Consider the following 16,813-nt stretch of genomic DNA (forward strand, 5'->3'; position numbering starts at 1 on the left):
AGAATTTATAGAACATTAAGCTTCTGTGATGACTACTTTTTGCATAACATCACCTGGTTGAACTCGGTCCACAACTTCGACTCCATCTGTTACTTTACCAAAAACCGTATGGCGTCCGTCAAGGTGTGGCTGAGCATCATGACAAATGAAGAATTGACTTCCACCTGTGTCTTTACCTGCATGAGCCATAGATAATGAACCACGTTCATGTTTATACGGATTTCCTTCAGTTTCACACTTAATAGTATAGCCTGGTCCACCAGTTCCGTTACCTGTTGGGCACCCTCCTTGGATGACAAACCCAGGGATTACACGGTGGAATGTTAAGCCGTCGTAAAATCCATCATTAGCAAGTTTCACAAAGTTCTCAACTGTGTTTGGTGCTCCATCTTCAAATAAGTCGATCTTAATTTGTTCTCCATTTTCGAATTGAATTGTTGCTTTTTTCATTTCAAAATCCCTTCTTTCTTTTCATTTTACTCATATGAAAGGTCAAAACGTGTCAAATCTTGATAGCTTTCACGTTTTATTACTAATCGATCTTCACCATTTTCAACAAAAACGACTGCCGCTTTTGGAAAACGGTTATAATTACTTGCCATTGAATAGCCATAAGCGCCTGTTGAGAAAACAGCTAAATAGTCACCGCTTTCTATTGTAGGTACTTCAATATCCCAAATCAACATATCGCCTGTTTCGCAACACTTACCAGCAATTGAAACAGTCTCTTCTTTCGCTTCATCAATTTTGTTAAGTAGCTCTGCTTCATACTCTGCTTGATATAACGCAGGCCTTATATTATCAGTCATACCGCCGTCTACTGACACATACTTTCGTACTCCAGGAATATCTTTGATTGAGCCAACTTCATAAATTGTGACACCTGCATCACCAACGATCGAACGCCCTGGTTCTATCCAGATTTCTGGCATAGACAAGCCATGCTCACTAGCCGCTTGCTTTACAGAGTCAACTAAAGCTGTAACATAGTTTTGTAACGGTAATGGCTCATCTTCTTGAGTGTATTTAATTCCAAAACCTCCACCGAGATTAATCACTTCAGCTTCAAAGTCGAACTTTTCTTTCCACTGCGCTAAAGCTTTATATAAAGCTTGAACTGTCATTTCAAATCCTGTTGTTTCAAAAATCTGTGACCCAATATGGCTATGCACACCTTGTAAATGGATTCTTTCGTTATTTAACACTTGAGAAACGGCTTGATCGGCTTGACCGCTTAATAAATCAAAGCCGAACTTCGAATCTTCTTGACCAGTTAAAATATACTCATGCGTGTATGCTTCTATCCCAGGTGTAATTCGAATGAGTGCATTAACGGTTTGGTTCTTCTCTTTTAGAATCGCACTTAAGAGCTCGATTTCATAAAAATTATCAATGACAATACACCCAACATTATAATCAATTGCCATTTCTAACTCAGATATACTTTTATTATTGCCGTGAAGGTGGATTTTTTCAGCAGGAAAACCTGCTTCAATCGCTGTAAATAATTCACCTTCCGAGACAACATCTAAACTCAATTCTTCTTGCTTTGCAACTTGTAGCATTGCAATTGAAGAAAACGCTTTACTTGCATAAGCCACTTGAAAATCAACATCTTGTTCTTTAAATGTTTGAACAAATGCTCTAGCGTTGTTTCTAATTTTTTCTACGTCGTATACGAAAAGCGGTGTTCCATACTTTTCTGCTAAGCTAATTAAGCTTTTCCCACCTATGTGTAATGTATCTTTAACCATGAAACTCACCTATCCATTTCTCTATAGACCATTCTCTCTGTACAATACAGTAAACTTACCATATGGAAGAGCAACGTTCAATTATTTTTCGTTCGAAAATTTCATTTCAAATCTCGAATACAATAAAGCAGGTTATGAATATAAACATAACCTGCTTTATTAAACATTATTCAGAACCTGTTCGCTTATCATCTTGTGGGTGAACGATACTCGGACGACGTTCTTGGATCGGAACTGATACTCTAAATAGAATGTTATACATCGCTTTAGCGTTAAATGGTATTAACGGCCATAAATATGGCGTGTTTAATGAGTAAGTTCGAGTTAAAATTAAAGCATATAAAGTCATACCGAGCACTAAACCTAAAACGCCAAAAGATGCAGTTAAAATTACAAGCGCAATCCTTGAGATTTTATTTGCTACCGATAACTCATAACTTGGTGTTGCATAACTCCCTACTGCAGCAATTGCGACATAAAGTATAATTTCAGGTGTAAAGAGACCAACTTCAATTGCGATCTCACCAATTAACACTGCTGCTATTAAACCGAGCGCAGTCGATACAGCAGTCGGTGTATGAATGGCTGCTATACGAAGGAACTCTAACCCTAAGTCTGCTAGTAATGCTTGTATGACAATCGGCACATTCCCTTCTTCTGATGGGCCAATGTAAGCTAAGTTTTCAGGTAGTTTGTCAGGTTCTAAAACAAACAGTAACCATAACGGGAGTAAGAATAATGAAGCTAATATACCTAAAAACCTTACCCATCTTACAAATGTACCGACAAAGGGAACTTGTCTAAATTCCTCGGCATGTTGAACGTGATGAAAATAGGTAGTCGGAGTAATCATGACACTTGGGGATGTATCCACCATGACTAGAACATGACCTTCAAACAAATGAGCTGAAGCTACGTCAGGCCTTTCTGTATATCTAACTAACGGAAAAGGTGTTTTAGCTTGACTTAATATAAATTCTTCTAACGTTTTGTCTGACATGGACAATCCATCTACATCAATCTTTTCAATCTCGCTTTTTACCGTTTCGATTAACCCTGGGTCCGCTATATCATCAATGTACATAATCGATACGTCCATTTTTGAACGTTTACCAACTTGCATAATTTCAAGACGCAAATTTTCATCTCTTACACGCCTTCTAGTTAAACCGGCATTTTCAATAATATTTTCAGTAAAACCGTCTCGTGATCCCCTTACAACTCTCTCTGTATCTGGTTCTTCTGGTCCTCTTCCAGGATAATTACGAACATCTACAACATAGGCTTTATCTTTTCCATCAACGACTACCACTAATAGTCCCGACATGATTTCTGTCGCAGCATCATCAACTGATTGAATTTCTTCAAATTGGTGATTAGCTAACCTATTTTTAACAATTTCAGGTACTTTATTTTCATTCTCTTCAAAGTCATTTATTTCAATAACTTTCTTTAATATTTCAGTTACAAATTCGGTATCTACAAGACCGTTTACATAGTAAAAGTCCACTTCTTTGCCTAAAACAATAATTGTTCGATAACCAATATCAAATGAAACATCAAGCCCAAGCTTATCCTCAAATACCTTTCTATTTTCTGTAATCGAACTTTTAATTTTAAGTTCTTCATTAGCCATAAACAAACGCACCCTTTATCCTCTAGGTTTAAAGATCAATGCTACGATAAAACCGAATAATATAGCTGATGCAATACCTGCTGAAGTTAATTGGAAGATCCCGACTGCAATACCCATAAATCCGTGCTCCTCTGATTGAACCATCGCACCATGTAACAAAGAATGCCCAAAACTTGTAATTGGAACAGTCGCTCCAGCACCGGCAAACTCAATTAATTTATCATACAGCCCGAATCCGTCTAACACAGCACCTGCAACTACAAATGATGACATGACATGTGCTGGTGTTAATTTGAAAATATCTAAAAGGAGTTGCCCGATTACACAAATTGTGCCACCAACAACGAAAGCCCAAAAGAAATCCATAATCATGTTGCACTCACCCGCTTCAATACAACACCGTGAGCAATACACGGAATTGTTTCTTTTTGTTGTACAATCGTAGGGCTAAGTAACGCACCTGTAGCGACAACCAACACTTTACTCAACTCCCCTGCTTTAAGTTGCTGAACAACTTGACCATAAGTTACAATGGCTGATGCTGCACAACCACTTCCACCTGCAAAAATGTTTTGGTTGGAGTGATAAACCATTAACCCACAATCACGATGAACGCTTTCTATGTCATAACCCGATTGATAAGCCAACTTTTTAACAATTGGAGTACCGACACTCGATAAATCACCCGTTAATATTAGATCGTAATCCTCTGGAGTTCGGTTGAAATCTTTTAAATGTTGTACAATGGTATCAGCGGCCGCTGGTGCCATGGCCGATCCCATATCAAGTGGATCATCCGCCCCAAAATCAATAACTTTACCAATTGTTGCACCTTCTACTTGAATTGGACTATGCTCTTTAGAAATTAACGCCGAACCAGCACCAGTAACAGTCGATGTTGCTGTATCAGGTTTTTGACCACCATATTCAGTCGGATAGCGAAATTGTCTCTCCGCAGTTGAATAGTGACTACTTGTACTAGCCAACACATAATTACAGTTTCCACTATCAACTAGCGACGCTCCCATAGCCAACGTTTGCATTGAAGTAGAGCATGCACCGAAAACACCTAAAAAAGAACTTTCATAATTTCTTGCAGTATAATTTGAAGAAACAGTTTGGTTTAAAAGATCTCCACTAATAATTAAATCAATTACATCTTCACGAACCTTAGACTTTTCTATACACATCTTGATTGATTTATTTAGTATATTTTGCTCTGCTTGCTCCCAAGTTTTGCCGCCACAGTATAAATTCTCATATGAAAAGTCAAAGGTTTGACCTAAAGGGCCTGCTTTCTCTTTAGGGCCAGAGGCCGTTGCAGTACCTTTTATATAACTTCGTTGTTATTAAAAATCCATGAATGTTTTCCTTGTTTCATAAAAGAACCACCTTACACTTTAAAATAGAGTTTGAATTGTATAGCGAATCACACCTACAACGTAAGCAGCTACCGTTCCAAATACAATGACTGAACCAGCTAGCTTAAACATGTTTGTAGCAACCCCTAATACGATCCCTTCACTTTTATGTTCTAATGCTGCACTTGTAATCGAATTTGCAAAACCTGTCACTGGCACAGCTGAACCGGCACCAGCAAATTGTCCTATCTTATCATACAATCCAAATCCTGTTAATAAAGCCGCAATTAAGATTAATGTCGTAATAGTTGGATTAGCTGCTTCTTTCGAAGTGAATCCGAACATTTCCATAAAAAAAACGGTCAAACCTTGTCCAATTAAACAAATGAATCCCCCGACTAAAAACGCTTTTAAGCAATTTCGAAAATACTTAGGTTTTGGTTGATAATTTTTTAATGATTGCTTATAGTTTTCTTTTGTAATCAATCGTCTTGCTCCTTTCTAATTCACAAAAAATATCCATTGAAACAACGACCCTAAAATCTTTCCAAAAACAATAGCTAAAACTAATAAAGGAATAAAATTGTCTACGTGTAATCTCTTAGCTAAAATCGGAAATACATTTAGTACTTCGGTTAATGCAGCTGCTAACATACCGATAAAAATCCCATGTAATAATCCCCAATAAACCTCAACGAAAACGGGTGTTTGAAACGTGTAGTCACTAAATGTGACCCAAATTCCAAACATTGCCCCTAATATGACTGACCATTCATAAATACGGATCAACTTTCCTGACTTAGACAGTTGAACTAAACGAGGGATTATACCTAATACTGTTAGAAAGGCTACAAAACCAGAGCCTACCGCTAGACCAGCAGATAAACCGACAATTATTTCTACAGCGTAACTAATCATTATCTTTGTTCAACTCATTTTCATTAAATGTGACGTATTCATATAAATTCTGGTCGTAATTAAACATTTCAACTTCAAGCGGACTTGGCTCTTCATTAAACTTCTTCTTCAAGAAATGGTTAAAAAACAAAATCATCCCTAAACCTAATCCAATTGAATATGGGATTTGTAACCAAAGGACACTTCGATCTATATCTCCAGACATCATGCTGTGCAACCTCTCCTGTACTTCTGGCATACTTACATCAAAATGAAAATTCATAATAGCCATAGCTGCACCTATAAACAAAAGTGTCCAAATGAAAAAGACATAAATTGGGTACATTTTCGTACGAGGTTGTTCAAGTATTAAAATCGTTTGTGATGGTCCAACAGATTCAATATCGTATTCTGGGTACAGGTTTTGTATTTTTTTAATAATGTTATATAAGTCAATTACTTTATACGTTTGATCATACTCTGTTACTTCGTAAACAAATAAGTTTAAAAGTTTACTTTGTAATTGCTCTGCACAACTAATCCAGGCGATATCTCCTAGTCTTATTTGGTCGTTGAGATTGACTTTCCGCTTGTATTTCAGACGCAAATATATGACATTAGACATTTGTTAGACCCATCCCTTGAATTGCTATATTGTTATTATGTACATCGAGAAGTAATCCATGTATTTTTTACAAACTATATTGGCCAATAATATTAAACTCTCTGATGACAAAAATAAAAGGAACATTAACTTGCATTTACAAGTTAATGTTCCTTTAGTTTTATGTCTCCAACAAATCTTCTAATTCAGACAATATACTCTTCTCCAGACGTGAAACCTGGACTTGAGATATATTTAATCGTTTAGCCACTTCTGATTGTGTTTGATCTTTAAAGTACCTTAAATAAATGATTAACCTTTCGCGATTGTCTAGTTTTTGTATCGCTTCTTTTAAAGCAATGTGATCAAACCACCTTGTTTCTTTATCTGCAATTTGATCCATCAATGTAATTGGATCACCTTCATTTTCATACACCGTTTCGTGAATAGAATGAGTCCCTTGGTTTGCTTCAATTGCCATAACAAGTTCTTCTTTCGGAATCTCCAATGCTTCACTTAACTCTACAATGGATGGAGAACGCCCATATGCTTTTGTTAACTCATCTTTTTTAGCCCTAATTTTATGGTTCATTTCTTTTAGTGAACGGCTCACTTTAATTGAACCATCATCTCGAATAAAACGCTGTATTTCACCAATAATCATGGGTACAGCATAAGTCGAAAAGCGCACATCATAACTTAAGTCAAATTTATCTATTGACTTAATTAATCCAATACACCCTATTTGAAATAAGTCGTCAGCTTCATAACCTCGGTTTAAAAAACGTTGAACAACCGACCAAACAAGTCGAGTGTTCTTCTCAACAATTAAATCTCGCGCGTCTTGATCACCTTGCTGACTTCGTTCGATGAGTTCTTTCACTTCTTCATTTGATAAAGCGCGCTCATCTTTAACTTGCTTATTTTCTTTCATTGACATCACCGAACAGCATGACGTTCATTGTGATTGAATTTTTTCCTCAATGTTACCGTTGTACCTTGACCTTCAGCTGACACCACTTCAAACTCGTCCATAAAATTCTCCATAATCGTAAAACCCATTCCAGAACGCTCTAACTCTGGCTTAGAAGTATACATCGGTTCAACCGCTTCATCGATGTCAGGAATCCCTTTTCCGTAATCTATAATCTTTAATGAAACTTCTTCCTCATCAATATGGCACTCTAACTCTACAACACCTTGGTCCATGTCTTCATAACCGTGAATAATAGCATTCGTTACCGCTTCAGAGACAACAGTTTTGACCTCTGTTAATTCATCCATTGTCGGGTCTAATTGCGATATAAAAGAAGCAACAACTACTCTTGCAAATGATTCATTCTCACTTTTAGCAGCCATCTCAACTTTCATATGATTGTTCATGAAGCCACCCCCAAACGGGATAGTGCAGCTGTTTCATCCTCTTCAGTATTAACTAGTTTAAACATCCCGGAAAGTTCAAATAATCTTTTGACAGAATTATTAATGGAGCAAATGACCATCTCACCATCATTAGCTTTAACTTCCTTATAACGTCCAAGGAAAACACCTAAACCTGATGAATCCATAAATGATAACCTTTCTAGGTTAACCACAACATTCTTAATGTCTTCATCTTGTAAATACTGTTGCCATTTTTCTTTTAAAGATTCTGCTTCATGATGGTCCAATTCACCAACTAAACGAACAAGCAACACATCTTCTTTTCTCTCGAAATGTGAAATAAGGCTCAATGCATTCTTCCTCCTTTGAATAGATGCTATTGAGCCTTTTCGCCATTATTATTTTGTTTTCCTGCACAAAGACAAAACTAGTTCAATTTCGACATAACATCCCGATGATGTAGTTGATTCATCATTCGCTTCCACAATGTAAAGACTGATGCATCTTTTATTTCTTCTTTAATTGTTAAAGGGTAATCTTTAACGAGTTGGTCTTCTTTGTATATTTCAATTTTACCAACTTCATCATCTTTTGCTAATGGCCATTCATCAGATGAATCAACTGAAATTTCTGTACGATAATCACTAATTTTTTCGCCTTTTTCTAATAACATCGAAATGTTTTGTTTAGGCGAAGCTACTAAATAGTCATTATCTGCTTTAATATGTTGCCAACGATATAACTCATCACCTTTAGCATGAACTTGATGTAACTCATAATGTCCATAGGCATAATCAAGCATTGATGTAATATCAGCGTTACGTTTTTGTGGTGTTTCTGCTCCCATTACGACAGATACGACTCTCATGTCACCTCGTTTGGCTGTTGCTGTTAAACAATACTTAGCTTCACTTGTATAACCTGTTTTTAAGCCATCAACACCTTGATAGAACTTAACTAACCTATTCGTGTTAACAAGCCAAAACTCATCATCTGTATCTTGTCTTAAGTAATCCTCATAAATTTTTGTATAATCGGTTATTTCTTCATGATTTAGGAGCTCCTGAGCAATTCGAGCCATGTCATGTGCAGAACTATATTGATTTTCATCAGGTAAACCTGTCGAGTTAACGAAATTAGTATTCTCCAAGCCGAGTTCACTCGCTCGTTCATTCATTTGATCGATAAATGCTTGTTCAGTAACTGCAATCCGTTCTGCAAGCGCTACAGTTGCATCATTCGCTGAGGCTACCGCAACAGCTTTTAATAATTCCTCAACTGTCATTTCTTCAAATGGCTCTAGGTAAATTTGAGAACCACCCATTGATGCAGCATATTCACTTACTTGAATCGTTTCATCCAATGTGATTGTCCCTTTATCAAGCTCTTCCATAATTAAAAGCATAGACATAAGCTTCGTCATACTTGCTGGTGGCAAACGTTTATGTGGATCTTTATCATACAGAACTGTTCCTGTATCAACCTCTAACAACATGGCTGACTTTGCCGATTCAACTAATTCACTACTTCCTTCTTCATTAGCCCATATATTCATTTGTGGAAATAATAAAAATAAGATCACCGTTAAAATTGTAATTTTACGTAGCACATTAATTCCCTCCATTCATGCTTCATATTTTTTCCATAGAAAAATTTTTTATTACATAAAAACAAAAAAATCCTGAGTTTTCTTTTTTAGAAAACCCAGGATTTCATATATTACTCAGAAATGATCGTTTTAATTAATTGTGGTGGTTGTACACTATCTGTAGTTAGCGTGATATTTTCGTATAGCTTCTTTTTAATTGAATCTACATCTTCTTGATTAGAATGAATCGTTAATAAAGATTCACCTTCTTCTACGTAGTCACCAACCTTTTTGTTTAGCACGACACCGACAGCAAGGTCAATTTGTGAATCTTTTGTTTGACGTCCTGCACCTAATAACATGGCTGCATTACCGATCTCATCAGCAACAATTTCACTTACATAGCCTGATTGTTTAGCAGGAAGTTCAATATTATACTCTGCTTGTGGTAATTTGATCGGCTCATCAACAACCGATGCAGCTCCACCTTGCGAGGATAAGAAAGTTTTCAATGTTTGTATGGCCTCACCATTTTCGATCACTTTTTCTAACAAGTCTCTTGCTTCATCAAGTGAACTTGCCTTGCCACCTAGTACAACCATTTGACTTGCAAGTGTTAATGATAGTTCAGTTAAGTCATCTGGCCCTTCACCACGTAACGTATCAATCGCTTCTTGTACTTCTAACGAGTTACCAATCGCACGACCTAACGGCTGACCCATATCACTAATAACAGCCATCGTGTTACGACCAACATTGTTACCGATCGATACCATTGCTTTAGCAAGTTCAACAGATTCTTCTTCGCTCTTCATAAATGCACCTGCACCTGTTTTTACATCAAGTACAATCGCATCAGCACCAGCGGCAATTTTCTTACTCATAATGGAACTAGCGATTAATGGAATTGAATTGACAGTCGCTGTTACATCTCTTAAGCCGTAAAGCTTTTTATCAGCTGGCGTTAAATTACCTGACTGTCCGATCACAGAAAGCTTATTTTCATTAACTAAGCGAATAAATTCTTCGTTATCGATTTCAACGTGGAAACCTGGTACAGCCTCTAACTTATCAATTGTACCACCTGTATGGCCTAACCCACGTCCACTCATTTTAGCAACTGGCACACCTACAGCTGCAACTAATGGTGCTAACACTAGTGTTGTAGTGTCACCAACTCCACCTGTAGAGTGCTTATCAACTTTCACTCCTTTAATAGGCGAAAGGTCAATTGTGTCTCCAGACTCAACCATAGCCATTGTTAAAGTAGCACGCTCTTGTTCTGTCATTCCATTAAAATAAATAGCCATAGCTAAAGCACTTGCTTGATATTCTGGAATTGAGCCATCTGTATATCCTTCAATGAAGAAATTTAGCTCTTCATCGGTTAATGCTTCACCGTCTCTTTTCTTTGCGATAATATCATACATTCGCATGGCAATTGCTCCTTACAACGCTTGCAACGTTTGTTTAACTAGTTGAATAAATTGCTGTTTTACTTGTTCAGTCGTTTCAATTACTTCATCGTGAGATAAAGGCTGATCAAGTATACCTGCAGCCATATTAGAAATACAAGAAATACCCAGTACCCTCATTCCAGCATGGTTAGCTACAATAACTTCTGGTACTGTAGACATTCCTACTGCATCTCCACCTAATGTCCTTAACATTTTTACTTCACTGCTCGTCTCATAAGTCGGACCTGAATTCCCCACGTAAACTCCACGTTGTACGTTTAGACCTAATTCGTCAGCGGTCTTTTGAGCTACTTCAATTAAGTCACGGTCATAAGCTTGAGACATGTCTGGGAAACGTGGACCCAACTCATCAACGTTTTTACCCATTAACGGATTATCACCCATATTATTAATATGATCTTCAATTAGCATTAAATCGCCTGCATTGAAAGATTCGTTAATTCCACCTGCTGCATTCGTAACAACTAGCTTTTCAACGCCTAATTGTTTCATAACACGTACAGGAAATGTGACATGTTGCATTGAATAACCTTCATAATAGTGGAAGCGACCTTGCATCGCAACAACTGTTTGACCTTGTAACTCACCAATCACAAGTTGACCTTTATGCCCTTCGACAGTTGATTGAGGGAAATGTGGAATTTCATGGTATTGAATTGTTACAGGGTTATCAATTTCATCAGCTAATACGCCTAAACCAGACCCTAAAATTAAACCGATACTCGGTGTTTGACCTGATAATTGGTCACTAATATATTTCTCAGACTCCCTAATTTGTTCGATTAACGACATGTGTATTCTCCTTTATATACGATTATTTAATATCTTTAAGAAAGCTTTTGCCGAATTCAGGCATTTTTGTGTTAAAGTTATCTGCTACGGTTGCCCCTATATCAGCAAAAGTTTTACGCATTGGTAAATTTTGACCTTCTGAAATACCTTTATGGAAAACAAGTAAAGGTACATACTCTCTAGTATGGTCGGTACCATGATGGATTGGGTCATTACCGTGGTCAGCCGTTATAATTAGTAAATCATCTTCATCTAGTTTGTCTAATACTTCTGGTAAACGACGGTCGAACTCTTCTAACGCCTCACCATAACCTTGTGGATCACGACGGTGGCCGTACTTCGCATCGAAATCAACTAAGTTTAAAAAGTTTAATCCGTTAAAATCTTTGTCCATTGATGCGACTAGCTTGTCCATACCATCATTGTTATCTTCAGTGCGAATCGCCTCAGTTACACCTTCATCATCATAAATATCTGAAATTTTACCTAACGCGACAACGTCATAACCGTCATCTTCTAAGTAGTTCATCACTGTTTCGCCAAACGGCTTAAGTGCATAATCGTGTCTATTAGGTGTCCTTTCAAATGATCCTGGCTCACCAACGAATGGCCTTGCAATAATGCGACCAATCATATATGGTTCATCTTTTGTGATTTCTCGAGCGAATTCACAAATTCCATGTAATTCTTCTACAGGAACAATGTCCTCATGTGCTGCAATCTGTAATACAGAATCAGCTGATGTATACACAATAAGTGCGCCTGTTTCCATATGTTCTGGACCTAATTCTTTTAAAATTTCTGTTCCTGAAGCTGGCTTATTACCAATAACTTTACGTCCTGTTTTTTCTTCTAAACGATTAATTAAATCATCAGGGAAACCATCAGGGAAAACACGAAACGGCTGATCAATGCGCAAACCCATAATTTCCCAATGGCCTGTCATTGTATCTTTACCCGCAGAAGCCTCTTCCATCTTTGTAAAATGAGCCTTTGGCTGAGCAGAATGACCTATACCTTCTACTTCATGAATATTCCCTAAACCTAAACGTTCCATGTTCGGCATTTTTAAACCGCCCATATGTTGTGCAGTGTGACCTAACGTATCAGCACCTTCATCACCGAACTGTTTAGCGTCAGGTGATTCACCAACACCTACTGAATCCATTACTACTAAAAATACTCTTTTAAATGACATCTTGTTACAACCTCCATTTTACTTACATCATAAAGGAAACGCTTTACAATATAACATAAATTACTTCTATTATGCACGCGGATGGTAATCTTGATAAATATCTTTTAATCTAGATTTAGAAACATGAGTATAAATTTGTGTAGTTGAAATATCAGCATGACCTAACATTTCTTGTACAGCTCTCAAATCTGCACCGTTTTCTAATAAATGTGTAGCAAATGAATGCCTTAACATATGAGGTGTGATTTCTTTAAAGATTCCTTGATTACGTGCGTGCGCTTTCAATACCTTCCAAAAACCTTGCCTAGTCATGGTATTCCCTCTATGGTTCAAAAATAAAGCATCATTTTTCTGTTTTTTTAATAACGGATCACGACCATAGTCAACATAGGCTTGGATCGCGTCTTGTGCTGGTTTACCGAGAGGAACAATTCTTTCTTTTCCTCCTTTACCGACTATTCTTACAAAGCCCATTAATAAATGAAGATCATCAATTTTTAATGATAATAACTCTGAAATACGTAAACCGGTTGCATACAATGTTTCAAACATCGCTTTATTTCTGAGCTCAATTGGTTTTTCCCCACTTACTTCTAACAAACGCTCAACTTCTTCATTAGATAATACTTTTGGTAAATGTCTTTCTTTTTTAGGTCGTTCAATATGTAAAGTGGGATCAATGGATATTTGGTGTTCTCGGACAATAAACTGATGGAACGAACGAAGTGTAGAAATCATACGCGAAATACTTGCAGAAGACTTCCCTTGCTCTTTCATTTGATTGAGCAGTCCTCTAACGTGTTGACGTTCAACATCACTGATTGATTCAATTTTTTCTTCTACTTGAAGGTATGTTATATATTGTCTTAAATCTCTTTCATATGAGCTAATCGAATTATCTGCCAAACCTTTCTCAATTCTTAAAAAGTGTAGGAAATCTTGCATTATATCTTTCATTAACATACCCCTTTTTGTTTGGAAAGTAAAAGAAACGCATAAAGTATAAAAGACCTTTTGTCCATTTGGATAAAAGGCCTAGTTCTATTATTATTCACTTTGTTGATTTTGACAACTTTTACAAACACCATGAAAAGTAAGTCGATGATCTTTAACATCAAATTCAAACTGTTTCTCTACGACTTTTTCAACATCACCTAATAAATCTTCTTCAATTTCAGTAACAGAACCGCAGTCAACACAGACTAAGTGGTGATGAAAATGTTCTGCTCCTTCTTTTCTCAAGTCGTACCTAGATACACCATCACCAAAGTTAATTTTATCAACTACTTTAAGCTCGGTCAGTAATTCTAACGTACGATAAACGGTTGCCAGCCCTATTTCCGGAGCTTTCTCTTTTACGAGGAGATAGACATCTTCCGCACTTAAATGATCTTGCTCATGCTCCAATAAAACTCTTACAGTGGCTTCGCGTTGTGGAGTTAGTTTATAACTTTGAGAGTGTAATTGTTTCTTAATTTTCTCAATGCGGTTTTCCAACACAATCTCTCCCCTCATTTCATACACTCATAATTATAAAAAAAGGGGGTATCTGTGTCAAATTATAATAATTTTAAACAAGTTATTATAATCGATATTATATGATAACTATTATAAACTGCTAACAATCCATTCTAGCATATTAGACGATACAAAAGTTTCTAATACTGACCCTACTCCAACTAACATTAACGCAACAATGTATGATCTAATGTAAAAAACACTTACATCACTAATCGTATTTGAACTTTGATGCTTAACAAATAATATACGTAATACATGAATCGTAAACACCATACTGCTCGCTGCAATAATGAGGTAGGCTGGAACGATTAAAAGGTTTTGCGGTGCAATTGACATGACAGATAATAAAAATCCTTGCCACGATAACTGATTGACCAAGAAACCAACCGTAAAGCCAATAACGACCCCTTTTACGAACAATAAAAACCATACTACTGGTAAGCCAACAAAAGATAACCCAAACAAAAACAGGAAAGTAATGTATTTTCCGTGTGTCCAAAGTGCATCCCAAAACACAGCTAAGTAACTACCAGTTGGTTGTTCAGACATGGAATGAAAATACTGTTCGACAAAGAAAAATAAATCTTGTTGCTGTAAAAAATTCAAACTACTTACCATCATAGATCCAAAAATGACGCCAATTAGAAACAAAACAAACAAAAAGACGTACAAGCTATAATAAGGTTGAATGTGAATTGTTAGTGCTCTCGGCCACTGTTTCATCTTAGTTCCTCCATTCATTTCTACTCTAGTAAAAAACTATGTTAGTAGAATGGATTATAGAACTAATTAAGAGATTAATTATTTTTCAACTTTTCCGTATTGACCAGCGCCTCCTGGTACAACTTGTAGCTCACCTTTTCTAAGTTGAATAATTTGTCTAGCAACATTTGAAGATACAAATTGGTTTAAATCCTCCTTAGCCGCTTCATGAATAATATACATATCATGATGTAAATGTTTCCTTAGTTTACTTAACATCTTCGGTCCTAATCCCGGAACATACTTTAGAGGGACTTGGTGAATATAAGGTGGGCGTTCGACAAGTGACGGTGATTGTCCTTGTGATTGCTCAATTTCTTTGATCCTTCTTGAAACACCTTTAATAACCTTATTCGAGCCACACTGGTGACATTGATTAAGAGATTGACTAATACCCCCACACTGTCGACACTTCGTCTCATAATACTTACCTAGTTTCGGGTTTAAGCCATAATTACAAATCACTTTGCCGTGCTTAAGTGCTAAAGCTTGTTCTAATCCCCTAAAAGAACGTTCACTTAAAAGCATTTTTTGATACTCTCTACCAATATTCTCTAAAGAATGTGCATCAGAATTAGTTAAAAATGGATAATGTTGTAGCTCACTAATGACTTCAGCCATTCCAGTATCAGAACTTAACCCTAGTTCAATTGCATCAATTAAATTTGGGTCAAACACTTCCCTTAGCGAACTTTGAACACCTTTGCCATACAAGCTTTTAAAAGGTGTAAAGACGTGTGCTGGTACGAACAATCCACCTAACTGTTTCACTTTGTGTTGGAAACTCATACCATCAATATAGATTCTTTGAGAACTAAGGTGAGGATTTTTGACATACTTTTGATACCAACGTGTAAACTGTTTCATCTTTTCAATTGTCGGAAAATAAATTAACACGTGAATCGGCCCAGAACAATATGAATCATATATTTCAATTTCACTACCTAAAAGGACTGTCACTTCCCCATTGGAAAGACCTCCACCATTAAGTTCTATAATTTCTTTAGTTTTAACCATTTGATCAAACTCAGTTAAAACTTCTGGAGAGTGTGCATCAATAATGCCAATTAAGTCGATTCCTTTTACACTTTTTGCGAAATCAAAAATGTTACGAACCGTAAGATTGTTCGAAGCTGATATTTTAACAGCATTTCCTTGCTTTGTTTGTCCGATGTGGACGTGTAAGTCAGCGTAGTATGTTTTAGACATTTTATTCACCCTTCAATGACTGATACATTAAATAATAAATAGCATGAATAGTTTTAGCGTCATGTATACGTTTTTCTTCTATTAATTTTAGTGCTTCTTTAATAGATACCTCTTTTAGTTCGACAAATTCATCCTCATCCATTTGAAGCTGATCTTCACTCACAACTTCCAGACCCTCTGCTTTATAAATATAAATAATTTCATCAGCAAACCCAGGTGATGTGTAGTATGAGACAACATAATTTAATGACTGTGCACGATAACCTGTTTCTTCTTCTAGCTCTCTTGCGGCCGTTATTTCAGGAGATTCACCTTCTTCTAATTTACCGGCGGGAATTTCAATAATGCTTTTACCGAGAGCTTTTCGATATTGTTCTACCATGACAATTTCACCTTCATTAGTTAGTGCAATTAAAGCGACTGCTCCAGGGTGTCTAACGAGTTCGCGTTTTGATGTTTCACTGTTTGGAAGCTTAACGTCATCAACTTCAACATCAATAATTCTGCCTTCGTATATTTTTTCTGTATGTATAGTCTTTTCTTCAAATTTATTCATTAATCTCACCTCTTCGTGTATTTTATCACATTACAGCTTAACGTTTGTCATTAAGCCTTAGTGTCGATAAAATA

At 36.5% G+C, this 16,813-nt stretch carries 19 protein-coding genes and 1 pseudogene; all 20 read right to left on the minus strand.

Annotated elements, in window-relative coordinates:
* Nucleotides 1-15: 15 nt before the first annotated feature.
* On the minus strand, nucleotides 16-450 hold the full coding sequence (locus tag A194_RS0100695; RefSeq protein ID WP_017184962.1) for a peptidylprolyl isomerase: 435 nt from the start codon (nucleotides 448-450) through the stop codon (nucleotides 16-18).
* A 26-nt stretch (nucleotides 451-476) separates the two neighbouring features.
* The gene (lysA, locus tag A194_RS0100700; protein WP_017184963.1) at nucleotides 477-1,754 is read right to left on the minus strand and encodes a diaminopimelate decarboxylase; all 1,278 of its coding nucleotides are present in this window, start codon (nucleotides 1,752-1,754) and stop codon (nucleotides 477-479) included.
* 166 nt (nucleotides 1,755-1,920) lie between these two features.
* Nucleotides 1,921-3,390 (minus strand): spore germination protein, encoded by a 1,470-nt coding sequence (locus A194_RS0100705; RefSeq protein WP_029424928.1) that lies wholly within the window; start codon nucleotides 3,388-3,390, stop codon nucleotides 1,921-1,923.
* A gap of 15 nt (nucleotides 3,391-3,405) precedes the next feature.
* On the minus strand, nucleotides 3,406-3,756 hold the full coding sequence (gene spoVAE, locus A194_RS0100710) for a stage V sporulation protein AE (protein WP_029424929.1): 351 nt from the start codon (nucleotides 3,754-3,756) through the stop codon (nucleotides 3,406-3,408).
* A 2-nt stretch (nucleotides 3,757-3,758) separates the two neighbouring features.
* A pseudogene (spoVAD, locus tag A194_RS16805) lies at nucleotides 3,759-4,771 on the minus strand (stage V sporulation protein AD).
* A gap of 19 nt (nucleotides 4,772-4,790) precedes the next feature.
* Nucleotides 4,791-5,237 carry a stage V sporulation protein AC gene (gene spoVAC, locus A194_RS0100720; protein WP_017184967.1) on the minus strand — a complete coding sequence of 149 codons (447 nt, stop codon included), beginning with the start codon at nucleotides 5,235-5,237 and terminating at the stop codon, nucleotides 4,791-4,793.
* 15 nt (nucleotides 5,238-5,252) lie between these two features.
* Entirely contained in the window at nucleotides 5,253-5,669 is a 417-nt protein-coding gene (locus A194_RS0100725; protein WP_017184968.1) for a stage V sporulation protein AB, read from the minus strand.
* Nucleotides 5,662-6,273 (minus strand): stage V sporulation protein AA, encoded by a 612-nt coding sequence (locus A194_RS0100730; RefSeq protein ID WP_017184969.1) that lies wholly within the window; start codon nucleotides 6,271-6,273, stop codon nucleotides 5,662-5,664. Before A194_RS0100730 ends, A194_RS0100725 begins: the two co-directional genes overlap by 8 nt.
* A 160-nt stretch (nucleotides 6,274-6,433) precedes the next feature.
* Nucleotides 6,434-7,186, minus strand: coding sequence for an RNA polymerase sporulation sigma factor SigF (sigF, locus tag A194_RS0100735; protein ID WP_017184970.1), 753 nt, complete (start codon nucleotides 7,184-7,186; stop codon nucleotides 6,434-6,436).
* Nucleotides 7,187-7,191: 5 nt separating this feature from the next.
* Nucleotides 7,192-7,635, minus strand: a complete 444-nt coding sequence (gene spoIIAB, locus A194_RS0100740; RefSeq protein WP_017184971.1) for an anti-sigma F factor — start codon at nucleotides 7,633-7,635, stop codon at nucleotides 7,192-7,194.
* Complete coding sequence (spoIIAA, locus tag A194_RS0100745; protein WP_017184972.1) at nucleotides 7,632-7,985, minus strand: anti-sigma F factor antagonist; 354 nt, start codon at nucleotides 7,983-7,985, stop codon at nucleotides 7,632-7,634. The genes spoIIAB and spoIIAA overlap by 4 nt, the downstream gene beginning before the upstream one ends.
* 77 nt (nucleotides 7,986-8,062) lie before the next feature.
* Nucleotides 8,063-9,244, minus strand: coding sequence for a D-alanyl-D-alanine carboxypeptidase family protein (locus tag A194_RS0100750; RefSeq protein WP_017184973.1), 1,182 nt, complete (start codon nucleotides 9,242-9,244; stop codon nucleotides 8,063-8,065).
* Nucleotides 9,245-9,354: 110 nt separating this feature from the next.
* The gene (locus tag A194_RS0100755) at nucleotides 9,355-10,659 is read right to left on the minus strand and encodes a pyrimidine-nucleoside phosphorylase (RefSeq protein ID WP_017184974.1); all 1,305 of its coding nucleotides are present in this window, start codon (nucleotides 10,657-10,659) and stop codon (nucleotides 9,355-9,357) included.
* A 12-nt stretch (nucleotides 10,660-10,671) separates the two neighbouring features.
* Nucleotides 10,672-11,493, minus strand: a complete 822-nt coding sequence (locus A194_RS0100760) for a purine-nucleoside phosphorylase (protein WP_017184975.1) — start codon at nucleotides 11,491-11,493, stop codon at nucleotides 10,672-10,674.
* 22 nt (nucleotides 11,494-11,515) lie between these two features.
* Nucleotides 11,516-12,691, minus strand: a complete 1,176-nt coding sequence (gene deoB, locus A194_RS0100765; RefSeq protein WP_017184976.1) for a phosphopentomutase — start codon at nucleotides 12,689-12,691, stop codon at nucleotides 11,516-11,518.
* Between the two features lie 69 nt (nucleotides 12,692-12,760).
* Nucleotides 12,761-13,654: a site-specific tyrosine recombinase XerD gene (xerD, locus tag A194_RS0100770; RefSeq protein ID WP_040402143.1), complete on the minus strand. Its 894-nt coding sequence runs from the start codon at nucleotides 13,652-13,654 to the stop codon at nucleotides 12,761-12,763.
* Nucleotides 13,655-13,738: 84 nt separating this feature from the next.
* On the minus strand, nucleotides 13,739-14,188 hold the full coding sequence (gene fur / locus A194_RS0100775; protein ID WP_017184978.1) for a ferric iron uptake transcriptional regulator: 450 nt from the start codon (nucleotides 14,186-14,188) through the stop codon (nucleotides 13,739-13,741).
* A gap of 111 nt (nucleotides 14,189-14,299) precedes the next feature.
* On the minus strand, nucleotides 14,300-14,935 hold the full coding sequence (spoIIM, locus tag A194_RS0100780; RefSeq protein ID WP_017184979.1) for a stage II sporulation protein M: 636 nt from the start codon (nucleotides 14,933-14,935) through the stop codon (nucleotides 14,300-14,302).
* A gap of 78 nt (nucleotides 14,936-15,013) precedes the next feature.
* A complete protein-coding gene (locus A194_RS0100785; RefSeq protein WP_017184980.1) occupies nucleotides 15,014-16,183 on the minus strand; it encodes an endonuclease Q family protein in 1,170 nt (389 codons plus the stop codon).
* Nucleotide 16,184: 1 nt separating this feature from the next.
* Entirely contained in the window at nucleotides 16,185-16,739 is a 555-nt protein-coding gene (locus A194_RS0100790; RefSeq protein WP_017184981.1) for an NUDIX hydrolase, read from the minus strand.
* Between the last annotated feature and the right edge of the window lie 74 nt (nucleotides 16,740-16,813).

It is taken from the genome of Alkalibacillus haloalkaliphilus C5 (assembly GCF_000269905.1).
Lineage (GTDB): Bacteria > Bacillota > Bacilli > Bacillales > Alkalibacillaceae > Alkalibacillus > Alkalibacillus haloalkaliphilus_A.

Excerpts from the sequence above, each read along its gene's own strand:
- A194_RS0100785 (WP_017184980.1), bottom strand. The coding sequence starts at position 16,183 with ATGTCTAAAACATACTACGCTGACTTACACGTCCACATCGGACAAACA.
- deoB (WP_017184976.1), bottom strand. The coding sequence starts at position 12,691 with ATGTCATTTAAAAGAGTATTTTTAGTAGTAATGGATTCAGTAGGTGTT.
- A194_RS0100725 (WP_017184968.1), bottom strand. The coding sequence starts at position 5,669 with ATGATTAGTTACGCTGTAGAAATAATTGTCGGTTTATCTGCTGGTCTA.
- A194_RS0100790 (WP_017184981.1), bottom strand. The coding sequence starts at position 16,739 with ATGAATAAATTTGAAGAAAAGACTATACATACAGAAAAAATATACGAA.
- A194_RS0100755 (WP_017184974.1), bottom strand. The coding sequence starts at position 10,659 with ATGCGAATGTATGATATTATCGCAAAGAAAAGAGACGGTGAAGCATTA.
- spoIIM (WP_017184979.1), bottom strand. The coding sequence starts at position 14,935 with ATGAAACAGTGGCCGAGAGCACTAACAATTCACATTCAACCTTATTAT.
- A194_RS0100730 (WP_017184969.1), bottom strand. The coding sequence starts at position 6,273 with ATGTCTAATGTCATATATTTGCGTCTGAAATACAAGCGGAAAGTCAAT.
- spoIIAB (WP_017184971.1), bottom strand. The coding sequence starts at position 7,635 with ATGAACAATCATATGAAAGTTGAGATGGCTGCTAAAAGTGAGAATGAA.
- A194_RS0100760 (WP_017184975.1), bottom strand. The coding sequence starts at position 11,493 with ATGTCGTTAATCGAACAAATTAGGGAGTCTGAGAAATATATTAGTGAC.
- spoVAE (WP_029424929.1), bottom strand. The coding sequence starts at position 3,756 with ATGGATTTCTTTTGGGCTTTCGTTGTTGGTGGCACAATTTGTGTAATC.
- lysA (WP_017184963.1), bottom strand. The coding sequence starts at position 1,754 with ATGGTTAAAGATACATTACACATAGGTGGGAAAAGCTTAATTAGCTTA.
- A194_RS0100695 (WP_017184962.1), bottom strand. The coding sequence starts at position 450 with ATGAAAAAAGCAACAATTCAATTCGAAAATGGAGAACAAATTAAGATC.
- A194_RS0100705 (WP_029424928.1), bottom strand. The coding sequence starts at position 3,390 with ATGGCTAATGAAGAACTTAAAATTAAAAGTTCGATTACAGAAAATAGA.
- xerD (WP_040402143.1), bottom strand. The coding sequence starts at position 13,654 with ATGTTAATGAAAGATATAATGCAAGATTTCCTACACTTTTTAAGAATT.
- sigF (WP_017184970.1), bottom strand. The coding sequence starts at position 7,186 with ATGAAAGAAAATAAGCAAGTTAAAGATGAGCGCGCTTTATCAAATGAA.